The sequence below is a fragment of the Micrococcus sp. HMSC067E09 genome, from assembly GCF_001812555.1.
GTDB classification, from domain to species: domain Bacteria; phylum Actinomycetota; class Actinomycetes; order Actinomycetales; family Micrococcaceae; genus Micrococcus; species Micrococcus lylae.
The window spans coordinates 89836-108093 of sequence record NZ_KV809452.1 but is presented as its reverse complement, the minus strand read 5'-3'; the positions used below and the strand labels follow the sequence as shown (position 1 = coordinate 108093).

The 18258-nt window shown below is 72.1% G+C and carries 12 protein-coding genes and 3 tRNA genes; 13 read left to right on the top strand and 2 right to left on the bottom strand.

The annotated features are described in order from the left end of the window. Positions 1-101: 101 nt before the first annotated feature. From HMPREF2863_RS09910 to HMPREF2863_RS09875, 8 genes are all read left to right on the top strand, one after another. Positions 102-1970, top strand: coding sequence for an acetolactate synthase large subunit (locus HMPREF2863_RS09910; RefSeq protein WP_070639778.1), 1869 nt, complete (start codon positions 102-104; stop codon positions 1968-1970). Positions 1971-1973: 3 nt separating this feature from the next. Then, a complete protein-coding gene (gene ilvN, locus HMPREF2863_RS09905; RefSeq protein ID WP_067188791.1) occupies positions 1974-2504 on the top strand; it encodes an acetolactate synthase small subunit in 531 nt (176 codons plus the stop codon). Between the two features lie 137 nt (positions 2505-2641). After that, positions 2642-3673, top strand: coding sequence for a ketol-acid reductoisomerase (gene ilvC, locus HMPREF2863_RS09900; RefSeq protein WP_067188789.1), 1032 nt, complete (start codon positions 2642-2644; stop codon positions 3671-3673). 167 nt (positions 3674-3840) lie between these two features. Continuing rightward, positions 3841-5442: a phosphoglycerate dehydrogenase gene (gene serA / locus HMPREF2863_RS09895; RefSeq protein ID WP_067188787.1), complete on the top strand. Its 1602-nt coding sequence runs from the start codon at positions 3841-3843 to the stop codon at positions 5440-5442. A gap of 113 nt (positions 5443-5555) precedes the next feature. After that, positions 5556-7175, top strand: a complete 1620-nt coding sequence (metG, locus tag HMPREF2863_RS09890; RefSeq protein WP_371327631.1) for a methionine--tRNA ligase — start codon at positions 5556-5558, stop codon at positions 7173-7175. Positions 7176-7242: 67 nt separating this feature from the next. Next, the gene (locus HMPREF2863_RS09885) at positions 7243-8331 is read left to right on the top strand and encodes a 3-isopropylmalate dehydrogenase (RefSeq protein WP_067188783.1); all 1089 of its coding nucleotides are present in this window, start codon (positions 7243-7245) and stop codon (positions 8329-8331) included. A 193-nt stretch (positions 8332-8524) separates the two neighbouring features. Further along, a complete protein-coding gene (locus HMPREF2863_RS09880) occupies positions 8525-9616 on the top strand; it encodes a branched-chain amino acid aminotransferase (RefSeq protein WP_067188781.1) in 1092 nt (363 codons plus the stop codon). 197 nt (positions 9617-9813) lie between these two features. Then, positions 9814-10602, top strand: coding sequence for a fumarylacetoacetate hydrolase family protein (locus tag HMPREF2863_RS09875; protein WP_067188779.1), 789 nt, complete (start codon positions 9814-9816; stop codon positions 10600-10602). Positions 10603-10628: 26 nt separating this feature from the next. On the opposite strand, the gene HMPREF2863_RS09870 is transcribed toward HMPREF2863_RS09875, so the two are convergent. Continuing rightward, positions 10629-12410, bottom strand: a complete 1782-nt coding sequence (locus HMPREF2863_RS09870; RefSeq protein WP_067188777.1) for a polysaccharide pyruvyl transferase family protein — start codon at positions 12408-12410, stop codon at positions 10629-10631. A 38-nt stretch (positions 12411-12448) separates the two neighbouring features. Here HMPREF2863_RS09870 and gltX point away from each other — a divergent pair, with 38 nt between their 5' ends. From gltX to HMPREF2863_RS09845, 5 genes are all read left to right on the top strand, one after another. Beyond that, complete coding sequence (gene gltX / locus HMPREF2863_RS09865) at positions 12449-14005, top strand: glutamate--tRNA ligase (protein ID WP_067188775.1); 1557 nt, start codon at positions 12449-12451, stop codon at positions 14003-14005. Positions 14006-14036: 31 nt separating this feature from the next. Next, entirely contained in the window at positions 14037-14897 is an 861-nt protein-coding gene (locus HMPREF2863_RS09860) for an HAD family hydrolase (protein ID WP_070639776.1), read from the top strand. Between the two features lie 208 nt (positions 14898-15105). Continuing rightward, positions 15106-15177 (top strand) — tRNA-Gln (locus tag HMPREF2863_RS09855). 60 nt (positions 15178-15237) lie between these two features. After that, positions 15238-15313: transfer RNA gene (locus tag HMPREF2863_RS09850), tRNA-Glu, on the top strand. 236 nt (positions 15314-15549) lie between these two features. Continuing rightward, positions 15550-15625 (top strand) — tRNA-Glu (locus tag HMPREF2863_RS09845). A gap of 57 nt (positions 15626-15682) precedes the next feature. Here the strand turns inward: HMPREF2863_RS09845 and HMPREF2863_RS11905 are convergent. Further along, on the bottom strand, positions 15683-18160 hold the full coding sequence (locus tag HMPREF2863_RS11905; protein ID WP_067188771.1) for a glycosyltransferase family 2 protein: 2478 nt from the start codon (positions 18158-18160) through the stop codon (positions 15683-15685). Between the last annotated feature and the right edge of the window lie 98 nt (positions 18161-18258).

The window sequence follows — 18258 nt, the reverse complement described above, 5'->3', positions numbered from 1 at the left end:
ACCATAGGGCCGGCCGCGGAGGACCCCCGGCCCCACCAGGTCGGCGGGTCCGCGGATGGACCCAGAGTTCCACCACCCTCCGTCCACCGAGGTGAGCATTCATGAGCACGCCGCAGCGCGCGGGCACGGCCACGGCACCGCCGACGCCCCGCCCGCCCCGTCCCCACCGCTCCGACAACATCGAGCCGCGCGTCCCCGGCCCGTGCCGCACGGTCAAGCCGACCCGCATGACCGGCTCCGCCGGCATCGTCCGCAGCCTTGAGGAGATCGGTGTGACCGATGTCTTCGGCCTTCCGGGCGGCGCGATCCTCCCGACCTACGACCCGCTGATGGACTCCTCGTCCATCCGTCACATCCTGGTGCGCCACGAGCAGGGCGCAGGCCACGCCGCCCAGGGCTACTACCTGGCCACCGGCCGTCCCGGAGTCGCCCTGGCCACCTCCGGGCCCGGAGCCACCAATCTCGTCACCGCCATCGCCGACGCCCACATGGACTCCCAGGCCGTCGTGTTCATCACCGGGCAGGTGAACTCCACGGCGATCGGCACGGACGCCTTCCAGGAGGCGGACATCGTCGGCGTCACCATGCCGATCGCCAAGCACTCCCGCCTCGTCACCCGGGCGGAGGACATCCCGCAGGCACTCGCCGAGGCCTTCCACATCGCCGCCACCGGCCGGCCGGGCCCGGTGCTGGTGGACATCACCAAGGACGCCCAGGTCGGCGAGTTCGAGTTCTCCTGGCCGCCGAAGCCCGAGCTGCCCGGCTACCGGCCGGTGCGCCGCGGCCACCCGCGGCAGATCCGGGCCGCCGCGCGGCTGATCCGGCAGAGCGCCCGACCGGTGCTGTACGTCGGCGGCGGCATCGCGCGCGCCGACGCCTCGGCCGAGCTGCGCGAGCTCGCCGAAGTGACCGGCATCCCCGTGGTGACCACGCTGACGGCGCGGGGCGTCTTCCCGGACTCCCATGAGCTGCATGTCGGCATGCCCGGCATGCACGGCTCCGTCTCCGCCGTGGCGGCCCTGCAGCAGTCGGACCTGCTCATCACGCTCGGTGCACGCTTCGACGACCGCGTCACCGGACTGCTCGCGAGCTTCGCCCCGGGGGCCAAGGTCATCCACGCGGACGTGGACCCCGCCGAGATCTCCAAGAACCGTCAGGCGGACATCCCGATCGTCGGCGACCTCAAGGAGATCGTCCCGGACCTCACCGAGGAACTGCGCCGCGACCCCGACGGTGTGGGCATGCCCGACCTCACCGGCTGGTGGGGCGTGCTGAACCGCCTGCGCGAGACCTACCCGCTCGGCTGGACCGAGCCGGAGGACGGCCTGCTGGCACCGCAGAAGGTCATCCAGCGCCTGTCCGAGCTCTCCGGGTCCGAGGCGACCTACGTCGCCGGCGTCGGCCAGCATCAGATGTGGGCCGCGCAGTTCGTGCAGTACGAGCGCCCGCGCCAGTGGCTGAACTCGGCCGGACTGGGAACCATGGGCTACGCCGTGCCCGCCGCCATGGGCGCCAAGGTCGGCGATCCGGACCGCGTGGTCTGGGCCATCGACGGCGACGGCTGCTTCCAGATGACCAACCAGGAGCTGGCCACCTGCGTGATCAACCGGATCCCCATCAAGGTGGCCGTCATCAACAACTCGTCCCTGGGCATGGTCCGGCAGTGGCAGACCCTGTTCTACGACTCGCGCTATTCCAACACGGACCTGAACACCGGACACGGCACCGTGCGCGTCCCGGACTTCGTGAAGCTCGCCGACGCCTACGGTGCGGTCGGCCTGCGCTGCGAGCGCGAGGAGGACCTGGACGAGACCATTCGGAAGGCCCTGGAGGTGGACGACCGCCCCGTGGTCATCGACTTCGTGGTCTCCAGGGACTCGATGGTGTGGCCGATGGTTCCGGCCGGTGTCAGCAACGACGCCATCCAGGTCGCCCGCGGCATGACGCCGGACTTCACGCAGGAGGACTGAGACATGGTCAACGAGACGGAGCCCACCCAGCGCCACACCCTGTCCGTCCTGGTCCAGGACGTGCCGGGCGTGCTGACCCGGGTGGCAGGACTGTTCGCCCGGCGCGCGTTCAACATCCACTCGCTCGCCGTGGGCGTCACCGAGGTCGAGGGCCTGTCCCGCATCACGGTGGTGGTGGACACGGACCCGCGCCTGCTCGAGCAGGTGACGAAGCAGCTCAACAAGCTGATCAACGTCATCAAGGTCATCGAGCTCGCCCCGGAGGCATCGGTGCAGCGCGACCACCTGCTCGTCAAGGTCCGCGCCGACGCCACGACCCGCGGCCAGGTCGTCCAGGCCGCGGAGCTGTTCCGCGCGCAGGTCGTGGACGTCGCCCCGGAGTCGCTGACCCTCGAGGCCACCGGCTCCAGGGACAAGCTCAACGCCCTGCTCGAGCTGCTCGCCCCCTTCGGGGTCCGCGAGCTCGTCCGCTCCGGCACCCTCGGCGTCGCCCGAGGAGGCCGGTCCATGACCGAGCGGGCCCTGGCCCGCTGACGTCCCCGGCGCCGCCCGGCCCCGGACCCCACCGCCCCGTCGGCCCGCCTCCGAGCGGACCGGCACACCGAACCCGTCATCCGTCAGAGCCCCGGCCGCCGCACCGGTCGGGACCTGTGAACCGAAGGAGAACCGCCATGTCCGCGAAGAAGTTCTACGACGCCGACGCCGACCTCTCGATCATCCAGGGCCGCACCGTCGCCGTGATCGGCTACGGCTCCCAGGGCCACGCCCACTCCCTGTCCCTGCGTGACTCCGGCGTGGACGTCCGCGTCGGCCTGGCCGAGGGATCCACGTCCCGGGCCAAGGCCGAGGCCGAGGGCCTCCGCGTGGTCGACGTGGCCACCGCCGCCGCCGAGGCCGACCTGATCATGATCCTCACCCCGGACCAGGTCCAGGCGGACGTCTACAACGAGCACATCGCGCCGAACCTCCAGGACGGCGACGCCCTCTTCTTCGCCCACGGCTTCAACGTGCGCTTCGGCTACATCCAGGCCCCGGCCGGCGTGGACGTCGCCCTCGTGGCCCCGAAGGGCCCGGGCCACGTGGTGCGCCGCGAGTTCGAGGCCGGCCGCGGCGTCCCCGCCCTGATCGCCGTGGAGCAGGACGCCTCCGGCGAGGCCCACGCCCTCGCCCTGTCCTACGCGAAGGGCATCGGCGGCACCCGCGCCGGCGTCATCGAGACCACCTTCACCGAGGAGACCGAGTCCGACCTGTTCGGCGAGCAGGCCGTGCTCTGCGGCGGCGCCTCCCAGCTGATCCAGTACGGCTTCGAGACCCTCACCGAGGCCGGCTACCAGCCGGAGATCGCCTACTTCGAGGTGCTGCACGAGCTCAAGCTGATCGTGGACCTCATGGTCGAAGGCGGCCTGGCCAAGCAGCGCTGGTCCATCTCCGACACCGCGGAGTTCGGCGACTACGTCTCCGGCCCGCGCGTCATCGACGAGCGCGTCAAGGAGAACATGAAGGCCGTCCTCGCGGACATCCAGTCCGGCGCCTTCGCCCAGCGCTTCATGGACGACCAGAAGGCCGGCGCCCCCGAGTTCAGGCAGCTGCGCGCCAAGGCCGAGCAGCACCCGATCGAGGAGACCGGCCGCGAGCTGCGCCAGATGTTCGCCTGGCTCAAGGACACCGACGACGACTACACCGAGGGCACCGCTGCCCGCTGACCCGGACGGTGCGCCCGCCCTCTGATCGCCCCGGCTGATCCCCGACGACGGCGCCGTCACCCCGTGAGGTGCCGGCGCCGTCTTCATATTCCATTCCTTGCATAGAAATGCGGCTAGGCTCGGCCACGACCCGCCGCATCCGATCCGCACCCCGTGAAGGAAGAACCGTGAGCGCTGCCCAGCCCGTCGTCCTGATCGCCGAGGAGCTGTCCCCGGCCACGGTCGAGGCCCTCGGCCCCGACTTCGAGATCCGTCACACCGACGGTGCCGACCGTGCCCGCCTGCTGGCGGACCTGCCCGGTGCCGACGCCGTCCTCATCCGCTCGGCCACCCAGATGGACGCCGAGGCCATGGCCGCCGCCACGAACCTCAAGGTCATCGCCCGCGCCGGCGTCGGCTTGGACAACGTGGACGTGCCCGCCGCCACCGCCGCCGGCGTCATGGTGGTCAACGCCCCGACCTCCAACATCCTCTCCGCCGCCGAGCTGACCTGCGGCCACATCCTGGCCTCGGCCCGCAACATCGCGCCGGCCAACGCCGCCCTCAAGCAGGGGGAGTGGAAGCGCTCCAAGTACTCCGGAGTCGAGCTGTTCGGCAAGTCCCTCGGCATCATCGGCCTGGGCCGCATCGGCGCCCTCGTGGCCGAGCGCATGAAGGCCTTCGGCATGGACATCCTCGCCTACGACCCCTACATCACCGCGGCCCGGGCGCAGCAGCTCGGCGCCGAGCTGGTCGAGCTCGACGAGCTCCTCGAGCGCGCGGACTTCGTCACCATCCACATGCCCAAGACCCCGGAGACCGTCGGCATGCTCTCGGACGACCAGTTCGAGCGCATGAAGGACTCCGCGTTCGTGGTGAACGTCGCCCGCGGCGGACTGGTGGACGAGGAGGCCCTCGACCGCGCCCTGGCCGCCGGGAAGATCGCCGGCGCCGGCATCGATGTGTTCGCCTCCGAGCCTGCCACGGACCTGCCGTTCTTCGCCCACGACCACTCCACCGTCACCCCGCACCTGGGCGCTTCCACCGCAGAGGCGCAGGAGAAGGCCGGCGTCGCCGTCGCCCGCTCCGTGCGCCTGGCGCTGGCCGGAGAGCTGGTGCCGGACGCCGTGAACGTCGCCGGCGGCGTCATCCACGAGGACGTGCGCCCGGGCCTGCCGCTGGCCGAGAACCTCGGGCGCGTGCTCACCGCTCTGCTGGGCGAGCGCTCGCTCACCGCCGTGGAGGTGGAGGTCGCCGGAGAGATCGCCGCGCAGGACGTCTCCTCCCTGCAGCTGGCCGCCCTCAAGGGCGTCTTCACGGACGTCGTCTCGGACCAGGTCTCCTATGTCAACGCGCCGGTGCTCGCCGAGCAGCGTGGTGTGGAGACCCGCCTGACCACCACCGCCGAATCCAGCTCCTACCGCAACGTGGTCACCGTCCGCGGCGCCACCGCGCAGGGAGACCAGGTCTCCGTCTCCGGCACCCTCGTGGGCCCGCGCCAGCGGCAGAAGCTGGTGGGCGTGGACCGCGCGGAGATCGAGGTGCCGCTGTCCGAGCACCTTCTCGCCTTCCGCTACACGGACCGGCCTGGCGTCATCGGCATCCTCGGCCAGGCGCTGGGAGAGCAGGGCGTGAACATCGCCGGCATGGACGTCTCCCGCGAGGCCGAGGGCGGCACCGCCCTGGCCGTGCTCCAGATCGACTCGGCGCTGCAGCCGGGCACCCTGGACAAGCTCGAGCAGGCCATCGAGGCAGAACGCGCCGCCGAGGTGGACCTCGCCGAGCGCTGAGCCGGTCAGCGGGCAGACCCGCCGCGGCACACCGCAGCCGCCGCGGCCACGGCCCCGGCACGGAAGCGGCCCCGTCACCCGATCAGGGTGACGGGGCCGTCGTCGTTAGAATCGTGCGGGTGAGCACCCAGCGCGATCCCTTCTATGTCACTTCGGCCATCCACTACCCGAACGGCGAGCCGCACATCGGCCACGCCTACGAGATGGTGGGCGCCGACGCCCTCGCCCGCTTCATGCGCCTCGACGGCCGCGAGGTCTTCTTCCTCACCGGCACGGACGAGCACGGCCAGAAGATGGCCCAGGCCGCAGAGAAGCTGGGCCTGACCCCCATGGAGCTGGCCACCCGCAACTCCGCCGCCTTCAAGGCGATGGACGACGACGTGCTGAACGTGTCCTACGACCGCTTCATACGGACCACCGACGAGGACCACCACCGTGCGTCCCAGGAGCTGTGGCGCCGCATGGAGGCCAACGGAGACATCTACCTGGACCGCTACGCCGGCTGGTACTCCGTACGCGACGAGCGCTTCTTCACCGAAGACGAGACCGAGGTCCGCGAGGACGGACAGCGGTACGCCGTGGAGACCGGCACCGAGGTCACCTGGACCGAGGAGGAGTCCTACTTCTTCCGCCTCTCCGCCTACACGGACAGGCTGCTCGCCTTCTATGAGGCGAACCCGGACTTCGCCGGTCCCCGCTACCGCTTCAACGAGGTCATCCGCTTCGTGGAGCAGGGCCTGAACGACCTCTCCATCTCCCGGACCAGCTTCGACTGGGGCATCACCGTCCCCGCCCCGGCCGGAGGCGGGGCGCCCTCGGCCCACCACGTCATGTACGTCTGGGTGGACGCGCTGACGAACTATCTGACCGGCGTCGGCTTCCCGGACGAGTCCTCCGAGTCCTTCGCCAGGTTCTGGCCGGCCGACGTGCACGTGATCGGCAAGGACATCTCCCGCTTCCACTGCATCTTCTGGCCGGCGTTCCTCCTGTCCGCCGGGATCGAGCTGCCCAGGCGCGTGATGATCCACGGCTTCCTCAACAACAACGGCGAGAAGATGTCCAAGTCCCTGGGCAACGTCGTCGCCCCGGCCGAGTGGGCGGCCCGCTACGGCCTGGACGCCGTGCGCTTCTTCCTGCTGCGCGAGTTCTCCTTCGGCGCGGACGGCTCCTACAACCACGATGCCGTGGTGGGCCGCAAGAACGCCGACCTGGCCAACAACCTGGGCAACCTCGCCCAGCGCTCGCTGTCCATGGCGTTCAAGAACTGCGAGGCCGCCGTGCCCGTTCCGGGCGAGCCCACCGATGCCGATCGCGCGATCCTCGCCCAGGTGGACGGCCTGCTCGAGCATGCCCGGGCCGCCTACGCCGTGCAGGACTTCCATGGCTCGCTCGAGGAGACCTGGCGCGTGCTCGGCGAGGTCAACGCGTACTTCGCGGACCAGGCCCCGTGGGTGCTGCGCAAGACCGACGAGGAGCGCATGCGCACCGTCCTCTACGTCACCCTGCAGGCCGTGCGCCGCGTCGCCCTGCTGGTCCAGCCGGTCATGCCGGACTCGGCCACCCGCCTGCTGGACCTGCTCGGCGTCGAGCCCTCCGGCGACGCCGGCCGGACCAACGCCTCCAACGAGGGTCCGCGCTCCTTCTCCGCGTTCGTCGAGGACCTCGTGCCCGGCACCGCGTTGCCGAAGCCGGTCGGTGTGTTCCCCCGTCATGAGGAGCCCGCGGAGGCCTGAGTCCGACATGTGAGAGCCCCTGCCCGGATCATGGAATCCCGGCCGGGGCTCTCCTAGTGTGGCGCCCATGAGCCAGTTTCCCGCCGCCCCGCATGTGCCCGCCGAGGGCTCCATCGACCTCGCCGTCATCGGCGGCGACGGCATCGGGCCCGAGGTCACCGCCCAGGCGCTCGCCGTCCTCCAGGCGGCGCTGGCCGCCGAAGGCGAGGCGGAGGCCACAGTCACCGAGTACCCGCTCGGCGCCGACCACTGGAAGGCCACCGGCGAGGCCCTGAACGCAGAGACCCTCGACGCCCTGCGGCGGCACGACGCGATCCTCTTCGGTGCCGTGGGCGTCGCCCCGGGCGACACCGAGGTCCCCTCCGGCCTGCTCGAGCGCCAGGTGCTGCTCAAGCTCCGCTTCGAGCTCGACCACGCCGTGAACCTGCGCCCCACCACGCTCTACCCGGGTGCGGTCAGCCCGCTCTCCGCGCCCGGTGAAGTGGACTTCACCGTGGTCCGCGAGGGCACCGAGGGCCCCTACGCCGGCAACGGCGGTCAGCTGCGCGGCGGCACGGAGCAGCAGATCGCCACCGAGGTCTCCGTGAACACCGCCTACGGCGTCGAGCGCGTGGTCCGGTACGCCTTCGCCCGCGCCCAGGCCTCGGACCGGAAGAAGCTCACCTTCGTGCACAAGCACAACGTGCTCGTCCACGCCGGGCACCTCTGGAAGCGCGTCGTGGAGCAGGTCGCCGCCGACTTCCCGGAGGTCACGCACGACTACCTGCACGTGGACGCCGCGACCATCCTCATGGTCACCGACCCGGCCCGGTTCGACGTGATCGTCACCGACAACCTCTTCGGCGACATCCTCACGGACCTGGCCGCCGCGATCGGCGGGGGCATCGGCCTGGCCGCCTCCGGCAACATCAACGTCTCCGGCACGGCGCCGTCCATGTTCGAGCCGGTCCACGGCTCGGCCCCGGACATCGCTGGCCAGGGCATCGCCGACCCGACCGCCGCGGTCCTGTCCGCCGCCATGGCCCTGGAACACCTGGGCCGCGGTGCCGCCGCCGAGCGGGTGCACCGCGCCGTCTGGGCCCACCTTGCCGAGCGCACCGCGGGGGAGAAGGTCTCGACCGAGGCCGTCGGCCGGGACATCGCCGCCCGCCTCTGACGACTTCGCCGCCCGCCTCCCACACGGAACGGCGCCGCCGTCCCGGCCCGGCGCGTCCGGAATGTGAGCACCGCCACCGACGGGCATATCATCGTGATAAGGGCCTGGCCTGTCGCCTGCCGCCGTCTGCGCGGTGCGGGTGTGTGCCCCGCCCGAGCCGCCGCCGAATCCGCACGTCAGGAGTGAGCACACCGTGTCCGAGACCACCTTCCGCCGCATCGAGCATCCGTCCCCGCGCACCGACGCCGAGCGCGAGCAGATCCTTGCCGCCCCGGGCTTCGGGCAGGACTTCACGGACCACATGGTCTCGATCGACTGGACCAACGACGAGCAGGGCGGCTCCTGGCACGACGCCCGCGTCGAGCCCTACGGCCCGATCCAGCTGTCTCCGGCCGCGGCGGTGCTGCACTACGCCCAGGAGATCTTCGAGGGGCTGAAGGCCTACCGGCACGCCGACGGCTCCATCTGGACGTTCCGCCCGGAGGCCAACGCCGCCCGCCTGAACCGCTCGGCCGCGCGCCTGGCCCTGCCGCAGCTGCCGGAGGAGCTCTTCCTCGAGTCCATCCGCGAGCTCGTCTCCGCCGATGCCGCCTGGGTCCCCGGCGGCGACGGCGAGGCGCTCTACCTGCGTCCCTTCATGTACGCCTCCGAGGCGTTCCTCGGCGTCCGCTCGGCCAACGAGGTGGCCTACAAGGTCATCGCCTCCCCGGCCGGCAACTACTTCGGCGGCGAGCTCAAGCCGGTGACCATCTGGGTCTCCCGCGACTACGCCCGCGCCGCCGCCGGCGGCACCGGTGCCGCCAAGTGCGGCGGCAACTACGCCGGCTCGCTGGTCGCCCAGCAGGAGGCCGCGGCCCACGGCGCGAACCAGGTGCTGTTCCTGGACCCCACCCATGAGAACTCCGTCGAGGAGCTCGGCGGCATGAACGTGTTCTTCGTGTTCGCCGACGGCCGTCTGGTCACCCCGGAGCTCACCGGCACCATCCTCGAGGGCGTGACCCGCTCCTCCATCCTGCAGCTCGGCCGGGACATGGGCCTGCAGGTCGAGGAACGCCGCATCACCGTCGACGAGTGGGCCGCCGGCGTCGCCTCCGGCGAGATCACGGAGGTCTTCGCCTGCGGCACCGCCGCGGTGGTCACCCCGATCGGTCGCCTCCTGGACGGGGACGAGGTCATCGAGTCCCCCGGCGGCACCGATGTGACCCTGAAGATCCGTGAGACCCTGCTCGGCATCCAGACCGGCACGGCCGACGACATCCACGGGTGGATGCACCGCCTGGTCTGAACCGTCCGGGCCCGGACCTTCCGGGCCGGCGTCACGACGACGGTTCCGTCGCCTTCGAGGCGACGGAGCCGTTGTCATCGCCCCGTCCTCGCCGGTCGCGGGGCGAGAGGCTGCCGAGGCGGGGGAGCGGCCGCCGTCGGGAAGGGCCTGCCGGAGCGGATGCGCGGACGCGGGGGCCGGGGCATAGGGTGGGGTCCATGCGCATCGCACGTTTCGTGGACCAGGCCGAACCGCAGTACGGGCTCGTGGAGGGCCCCGCCGACGCCCCGGAGGAGGAGCTGACCGTCACGGCTCTGGCCGGCGACCCGTTCTTCCATGGGGTCCAGACCACCGGCACCACCCACCGGCTGGCCGACGTCCGCCTCGTCGCGCCGATCATCCCGCGCTCCAAGGTCATCGGCGTGGGCCGCAACTGGGCGGACCACGCCGCCGAGCTCGGCAACGAGGTGCCCGCCAGCCCTCAGTTCTTCCTCAAGCCCAACACCTCTGTGGTGGGTCCGGGCGAGCCGGTCACCCTGCCGTCCTTCTCTGACGAGGTCTCCTACGAGGCCGAGCTGGCCGTGGTCATCGGGACCATCTGCAAGGAGGTCCCGATCGAGCGGGTGAAGGACGTGGTGTTCGGCTACACGGCGGCCAACGACCTCACCGCGCGTGACGCCCAGCGCACCGACTTGCAGTGGGCCCGCGCCAAGGGCTTCGACGGTGCCTGCCCGCTGGGTCCGTGGATCGAGACCGAGCTGGACGTGGAGTCCCCCGTGCGGATCACCTCCGCCGTGGACGGAGAGCCCGCCCAGGACGGCACCACGGACGACATGGTCTTCTCTGTGGCCGAGCTCGTGGCCGCCGCCTCGGAGGCGTTCACCCTGCTGCCCGGCGACGTCATCCTCACCGGCACCCCGTCCGGCGTGGGCCTGGTGCGCGAGGGCCAGCGCGTCGAGGTGGTCGTGGAGGGCATCGGCTCGTTCAGCACGCCGTTCCGGCGCTGAGGCACACCGCTCGCCGGGGACGGCCGTCAGGGGCGTCCGCCGGGGGCGACGACGGTCTGCGGGGCGACCCAGAGCCCCGCGACGTCCTCGCCGCTGAGCGTGAGGGACACCTGCGCCGCACCGTCCCACGGCGCGGCACCCGCGGCGGGACCGTGCAGGGTGAGGCTGACGCGGACCTTCTGACCGCCCCCGGGGGTGTGCAGCAGGATCCGTCGCCGCTGCGCAGCCTCCGGCAGGGGAAGGCGGAGGGCGGCCCCGCCGCAGACCAGCTCGACCGTCGGGCCGTCGCCATCGTGTGCCGGGACGGCGGGGAGCTCCAGGACCGCCGCGGCGCCCGCGGCGGCGGTGAGGACGCCGGAGAAACCCAGCCGACGCCCCGCCGCCAGGGTCTTCTCGGACTCGGGGAAGGCGAGCGAGAGACGGTCTGCCCGTGCCCGGGTCCGGCGGTCCACGTCCCGTGCCGTCAGCCGTCCCTTCTCGTCGGACAGGACCATCCCGGAGAACGCCGCCGGCTCCACGGCCGCCGGCCCCCCGACGGCTCCGGTCCCGAGCGCGGCAGCGGCGGCTGCGGCCCCGACGGCGGGACCCCGCGGGCGGGGGCGGATGCCGGCGGCGACGATCCGCCGCGCCACGTCGTCCACGACGGCACGGGACTGCGCCTCCAGGTCCCGGATGCGCTGCACGCACGTGCCGGGCAACGGTCCGTCCAGGGCCGCACGCAGGGCGTGCTCCAGGGCCGCGGCGTCGGCGTCCAGCGGCAGGCAGGCGGAGGCGCGGTCGGCCTCCCGGAAGTGCCGGCCCACCTTCGGGTCGTAGTCCAGGCCGACCGTCGGCGTCCCGCAGCGGTGCGCGAGCAGACAGGCGTGCAGGCGCATCGCCACGACGGCGTCCACCCCGCGCAGCAGCGCCGTCAGTTCGGCCAGGGGCGGCGGCTCCGCCAGGTCGATGCGCTCGACGTCCTCGGGCAGCAGCGCGGTGAGCTCCGCCAGCGCCTGCGCATCCCGGCCCGGCCCCGCCTGGAAGGGGAGCGTCACCACGGTGAGGGGCCTCGTCGTGGCGACGGCCGCCAGGGCCGCGGCCAGCCGGGTCCGCAGGCGCGCCATGTCCCCGTCGGCCCAGGAGCGCAGGTTCACCGCGACGACCGCGCGGCCCGCTTCCCTGGCCCTGGCGACGGACGCGGCAGGCGAGCGGGCCTCGTCGTAGGAGGGGCCGCCGTCGGGAAGGGAGAGGGAGTACACGAGGTCCGGAGCGAGGCGGACCTCCGGCAGGTCGGCGGCGAACGGCTCCAGGATCCGGGCGCTGTCCTCGTCCCGCACGGTCAGGGTCTCGGCCGTGCGGGCGACCGCGCGGACCGCCCGGGCGGCGTCCTCGCTGCGGATCGGCCCGGCGCCGATCCCGAGGACGTGGACCGGGACGCCCAGCATCTCGGCCAGCATCGCCGGGATCCCGTAGCCGGGCATGGACACCTTCGCCGCGGTGACGAAGCCCAGGAGCCCGCCGGCCCGTTCGAAGGAGTAGTCGTGCCACAGCCCGCCTCCGCCCAGGACGAGGGCGTCGGAGCGGCGGACGTGCTCGAAGGTCGCGGCGTGGTCCAGCCGCGAGTGGGCGGACAGACCCGGCAGCGCCGCCACGTGCTGCGGATGCTCGGCGGCCACCTGGACACGGACCTGCGGGTCCGCGCGCCGCAGCCCCTCATGGATCGCAGACAGCAGGAGGTCGTCTCCCAGATTGCGGGCGCCGTAGTAGCCCACCACGGTGACCCGACGGGGCTCGGCGGCGGAGGCGGCGGTCGGTTCGGCGGAGATCACGGGTCCTCCAGGGCGTCGGGAGTAGGCTGAGGACCACTATGTCTGATGCCATCGCGACCGACCACCTTCCCGCCTCCCGTGCCGCGTCCGCCGACGTCCCCCAGGTGGATGCGGACACCCCCGTCCGCGTCCGATTCTGCCCCTCTCCGACCGGCACCCCGCACGTGGGGCTGATCCGCACCGCCCTGTTCAACTGGGGCTGGGCTCGTCACACCGGCGGCACCCTCGTGTTCCGCATCGAGGACACCGACGCCAAGCGCGACTCCGAGGAGTCCTTCCTGCAGCTCGTCGAGGCCATGACGTGGCTCGGCATCGACTGGGACGAGGGCGTCCAGGTCGGCGGCCCGCACGAGCCCTACCGCCAGTCCCAGCGCAAGGACATCTACGCGGACGTCATCGACAAGCTCAAGGACGGCGGCTACATCTACCCGTCCTACTCCACCCCGGAGGAGACCGAGGCACGCCACCGCGCCGCCGGCCGCGACCCCAAGCTCGGCTACGACGGCTTCGACCGCGACCTGACCGCCGAGCAGATCGCGGCCTTCGAGGCCGAGGGACGCGTCCCGGTCTGGCGTGTGCGCATGCCGGACGAGGACATCACCTTCACGGACATGGTGCGCGGCGAGATCACCTTCAAGGCCGGCTCCGTGCCGGACTTCGTGGTGGTGCGCGGTGACGGGTCCGCGCTCTACACGCTGGTGAACCCCGTGGACGACGCCCTCATGGGCATCACCCATGTGCTGCGCGGCGAGGACCTGCTCTCCTCGACCCCGCGGCAGATCGCCCTGTACCGCGCCCTCTACGCCGTGGGCGTGGCGGCGTACATGCCTGAGTTCGGCCACCTGCCCTATGTGATGGGCCAGGGCAACAAGAAGCTCTCCAAGCGCGACCCGCAGGCCAACCTGTTCCACCACCGGGACAACGGCTTCATCCGTGAGGGCCTGCTGAACTACCTCGCCCTGCTCGGATGGTCGCTGTCCGCCGACGAGGACATCTTCACCCCCGAGCAGTTCGTGGAGCACTTCGACGTGCACAAGGTGCTGGCGAACCCGGCCCGCTTCGACGAGAAGAAGGCCGTCGCCATCAACGGCACCCACATCCGCATGCTCGACGAGGACGACTTCCGTGGGCGCCTGCTGCCCTACCTGCAGGCCGCAGGCCTGATGGCCCAGGAGCCGACCGACCGCGAGAAGGAGATCCTCGCTGCGGCTGCCCCCCTCGTCCAGGAGCGCGTGCAGCTGCTGGGCGAGGCCGTGGACATGCTCGCCTTCCTCTTCACCGCAGACGCGGACATCGCCACCGCCGAGGGTGCCATGAAGGGCATGCCGGCGGACCTGGGCGCCGCCGTCTCGGCAGCCCGCGAGGCCCTCGACGCCCTGCCGGAGGACGGCTTCACCACCGAGGCGATCGAGCAGGCCCTGCGCGCCGCGCTGATCGACGGCCTCGAGCTGAAGCCGCGCCAGGCCTTCGGCCCGGTGCGCGTGGCCGTGACCGGCAAGAAGGTCTCCCCGCCGCTGTTCGAGTCCCTGGAGATCCTCGGCAAGGCGTCCGCGCTGGCCCGCCTGGACCGATTCGCCGCCGAGCAGGGCCTCTGAGCCTGGTGCCGACGCCGAGCGGAGGGACGCGATGACCGACCGCCATGACGGCCGGTCCCAGTCCGGAGCCCCGGAGGCCGACGCCTCCGGGGCTCCGGCGTGGGACGGCGTCCTGTTCGACCTCGACGACACCCTGCTGGACCTGAAGACCGCCCAGCGGGCCGCCTTCACCGCCACCGTCTGCCGACAGTGGCCCGGCGTGGACGCCCTGGGAGAGGGGCCGCTGCGGGCCGCGGCCGTCGACTTCGCCGCAGACGTGCGCGGGCACTACCAGCGGTACATCGCCGGAGAGCTGACCTTCGCGGAGCAGCGCCTGGCACGGGCCGCCGACGCCCTGCAGGGGCTCGGGGCGCCTGGCGCCGCGGCGGTGCCGGATGCGCAGCTCTGGGTGACGGAGTACGAGCACCTCGTGCGCTCCCACTGGAGGCTGTTCCCCGAGGTCGCCGCGGTGCTCGAGCAGGTCCGGGCCTCGGGGCGCCCCGTCGGGATCGTCACCAACAACGTCGAGGAGTACCAGCGCGGCAAGTCCGCGGCGATCGGCCTGGGGTGGATCGACGTGGTCGTGGGGTCCGACACGGTCGGTGCGCCCAAGCCGGATGCGGCCCCGTTCCTGGCCGGCTGCGCAGGGCTCCGCACCGAGCCGGCGCGGACGCTCTTCGTCGGGGACAGCCTGAAGCACGATGTCGCCGGCGCGAGCGGTGCCGGGCTCGTGCCGGTCTGGTCTGTCCGCGATGCCGCGGACACGGCGGACGGCTCCGGGGAGGGCGCCGGCACGGAGCCGGTGGACCCAAGCGGGCATGAGATCCGTCGTGCCACGGCTGCGCCGGTGCGGGAGCCGGAGCGGGGCTGCTGGCGGATCGGCTCGCTCGAGGCATTGCGTGCCTGGCTCTGAGGAGGACTCGGCTGGCGGCGCGCAGGCGCGAGGGGCGCGGCCGGCAGAGGCGTCCGGGCGCGCCGCTGCGACGGATGGTGGAGATCACGCGCCGCCGGTTTTGCACTCGCAGGGAAGGACGTGTAGAGTTCTTACTCGTTGCCGGGGGAACCCGGGAACACACGTTCGTGAATAACGTGCTGACGGTCAGTCAAGCATTGACCGGCAGTGGGGTATGGTGTAATTGGCAACACAACGGTTTCTGGTACCGTCATTCTAGGTTCGAGTCCTGGTACCCCAGCTCGCAGAAGCTGTGGTAGGCTTCTCGAGTTGCTCCGACGCGAGTCGGGACAACGCTCTCGGCCCCATCGTATAGCGGCCTAGTACGCCGCCCTCTCACGGCGGTAACGCGGGTTCAAATCCCGCTGGGGTCACCAACCCGCGAAAGCCCCGGTCTTCGGACCGGGGCTTTCGTGCGTCCGCGATGCCGTTGCGCCGGACGTGCCGTCAGTCCGGCGGGGGCCGTCCGTCCGGGCGCTCGCGGGGCCGGCAGCCGGTCCCGTTGCCGGGGACGGCGCGCCGCTGCCTCGACCGCCGATTTTGCCCGGAGGCGGGGCCCTGCTACATTTGTGGAGTTGCCGCGGACGGCACACGTCGCCCGGAGCAACGGCTCGGCCCCATCGTATAGCGGCCTAGTACGCCGCCCTCTCACGGCGGTAACGCGGGTTCAAATCCCGCTGGGGTCACCATCGTGACGAGAGCCCCGGTCTTCGGACCGGGGCTCTCGTGCGTCTGCCGGACGCGGCTCAGCCGTCGTCGGACGAGGACGGGGCGCCGCCGGCGGCCTGCTCGGCCGCAGGCGCCCCGGTCGGGTACAGGGCCACGATCTCGGCGAGCACGGACTCCGCCTCGGCCCGCTCCTCGGGAGCCACCTGCTCGAGCAGCGGTGCGTACCAGGTGTCGAGGGAGCGCTGCAGCTGACCGGAGCAGAAGGTCTCCAGCAGGTCGTTCTCCTGCAGCCAGGCGAGACGGGCGTGCTCCACCACGAGGTGCTTGTGGAACAGTCGTGCGGAGGCGTCGTTGGTGACGGAGCCGGCCCGGTCCGCCACGTAGACCAGGTGTGCACGGTCCGTGAAGACCGCGTTCTCCGCTGCGAGGAGGACCTCCCAGCCGTACAGCGTGTCCTCGCCGGAGGCCGACTCGACGAAGCGGATGCCGGCCGAGCGCAGGAACTGCGTGCGCAGCACGGCCGCCTGGGTCGACACGGTGGGGAAGTGGCGCCCGCGGAAGAACTCCCGGCGCGCGTCCGCCACCTCACGGTCCCCGAAGGCGTGGCGGGCCATCACCCGGGCGTCGTCGCCGATCTTCACCTGGAAGCCCGAGACGAGGTCCGGCGTCCGCTCCTCTGCCCGGCGGGCGACGTACAGGTCGAGAAGCCGGTCGTAGCCGCCGGGGCTGATCTCGTTGTCCGGGTCGAGGAAGGAGACGAGCTCCGTGCGGACCTGCTCCACGCCCCAGTTGCGCGGACGCGACGCGGAGCCGGACCCGCCGTCCTCGAACAGGTGGACCGTGATCCGCGGACAGTGTTCCGCCAGCGAGCGGCACACGTCCGGGGTGCGTCCGTCCGTGGAGCCGTCGTCCACCAGCATGACGTGCATCCGGGGCCAGCACTCCTGACGGGCCAGCGAGGGCAGAGCCGTCTCCAGCAGGTGCCGTCCGTTGTTGTAGACCGGCAGGACGACGGTCAGGTCGGGACCGGAGGCATGGGCGGTGTCCTCGGCCGGATCCGGATCTGCGAACAGCTTTCCCGGCGGGCAGTCCAGCTCGAACGGGTCCACGGCGAAGGCGCGACCGCCGTCGGGCACGCCCCACAGCCAGGCGGAGGCCGGCGCCGCCGACAGGGAGAGTCCGCTCGTCCAGACGTCGCCGCGGTCGTGGACGCCCACATGGCAGCCGGCCAGGATCTCGGCAAGGGGCTCTCCGTCTGCTTGGCGGCGCTCGAGGTCCGCCATCGTGATCGGCTGGACGACCCGGTCGACCTCCAGGGACAGGAAAGGCAGCACCCTGCTGTGCAGGTACCGACGTCCGTGCCGGTCGCCGGCGCGCAGCGGCACGAGCACATCGACGCCCTCGGCGCGGCAGAAGGCGTCCAGGGCCTCCGGCAGAGGGAAGTCCTCCACGGTGCGGACCAGCAGGTCTGCGCAGGCCGGCGCCTCGGGGACATCCGTCGTCGGCGCGCGGTCGTACAGCGCCAGCACCGTCAGGCGCGGTCGGGTGGGGGAGCCGGACTCCAGCCGGTCCGCGGCCTCCCAGGCGGCCGCCGTCCGGGCGGCCGCCTCGTAGCGGCGCAGGGGGCGGTTCAGGTAGGCGAGGTCCTGATCCACCGGGACCGCATGGATCTGCGGGGCGGTCCGGCGCACCCACGCGCTCTGGTCCGTCACCACCGACAGGCCGTGGGCCAGGAACCCCTCCAGCCGGCGGCGAGCGGCATCGTCTCCGGCGGTCGCGATGACGTGGTGCGCGGCCGCCGCCTCGACGACGTCGTCCGAAGCGGCCGCCAGGGCCTCGCGTCGGATCCACTGTTCGCCCGAGGACTCGAGCGAACGGGCGAGCATGGCGGTGCCGCCGTCCTCGTCGGTGTCCACGGGCCACAGGACGGTGCCGCCTGCGGTCGGATCGAACATGCCCCAGGTGGTGGGGCCCCCTCCGGCGCGGCGCCAGGCCTCGGCCTGCGAGCGCTGGGCGAGCGGCGCGGCACGGCGCAAAAGCGCGGCGACGAACGGCGCCACGCCCGCCGGTGTGTTCCAGGCGGCGCGGGAGCGGTCGGTGAGGGGAGCCACCCCGACATGCTTCAGCCGGATCCGTCCGGCGCCGCGGATCCGCAGGGCCAGACGGAACCGCTCGCAGTCTCCGCGGAGCACGTGAACCGTCGGGGCGTTGGCGGGCACGAAGGTGACCCGTGACTTCGTGCCCCGGTCGTCGAACTCCACCACCGCCACGTCGACGACGATCGCCTTCGTGCTCGGTGCCTCCGTCACGAGGTCGACCGCGAGCCCGGTCGTCTCCCCCCGAGGGGGGAGGCCCGGTCCGGGGCGGGAGAGGTCGCCCAGCGTGCCGGCGTGGACCAGGTAGTCGCTGCCTGCGCGCCGATGCTCCAGGACCTCGGGGGCGTCGTCGGCGCAGCGCAGGTACCGCACGGAGGGTCCGGTCCACGACTCGTCGGAGAGCAGGCCGCCCGACAGCGACGGAGGAGACCAGTGCGGAGGCAGAGCGATGAACGTCACACCGTCCACTATAGGGACCAGGCCGCGGAGGCACCGTCGGTGACCGGGCACCGACGCGCGGTGCGCGGAGGGGATCTGACAGGGCGTGGCCGGCGCCC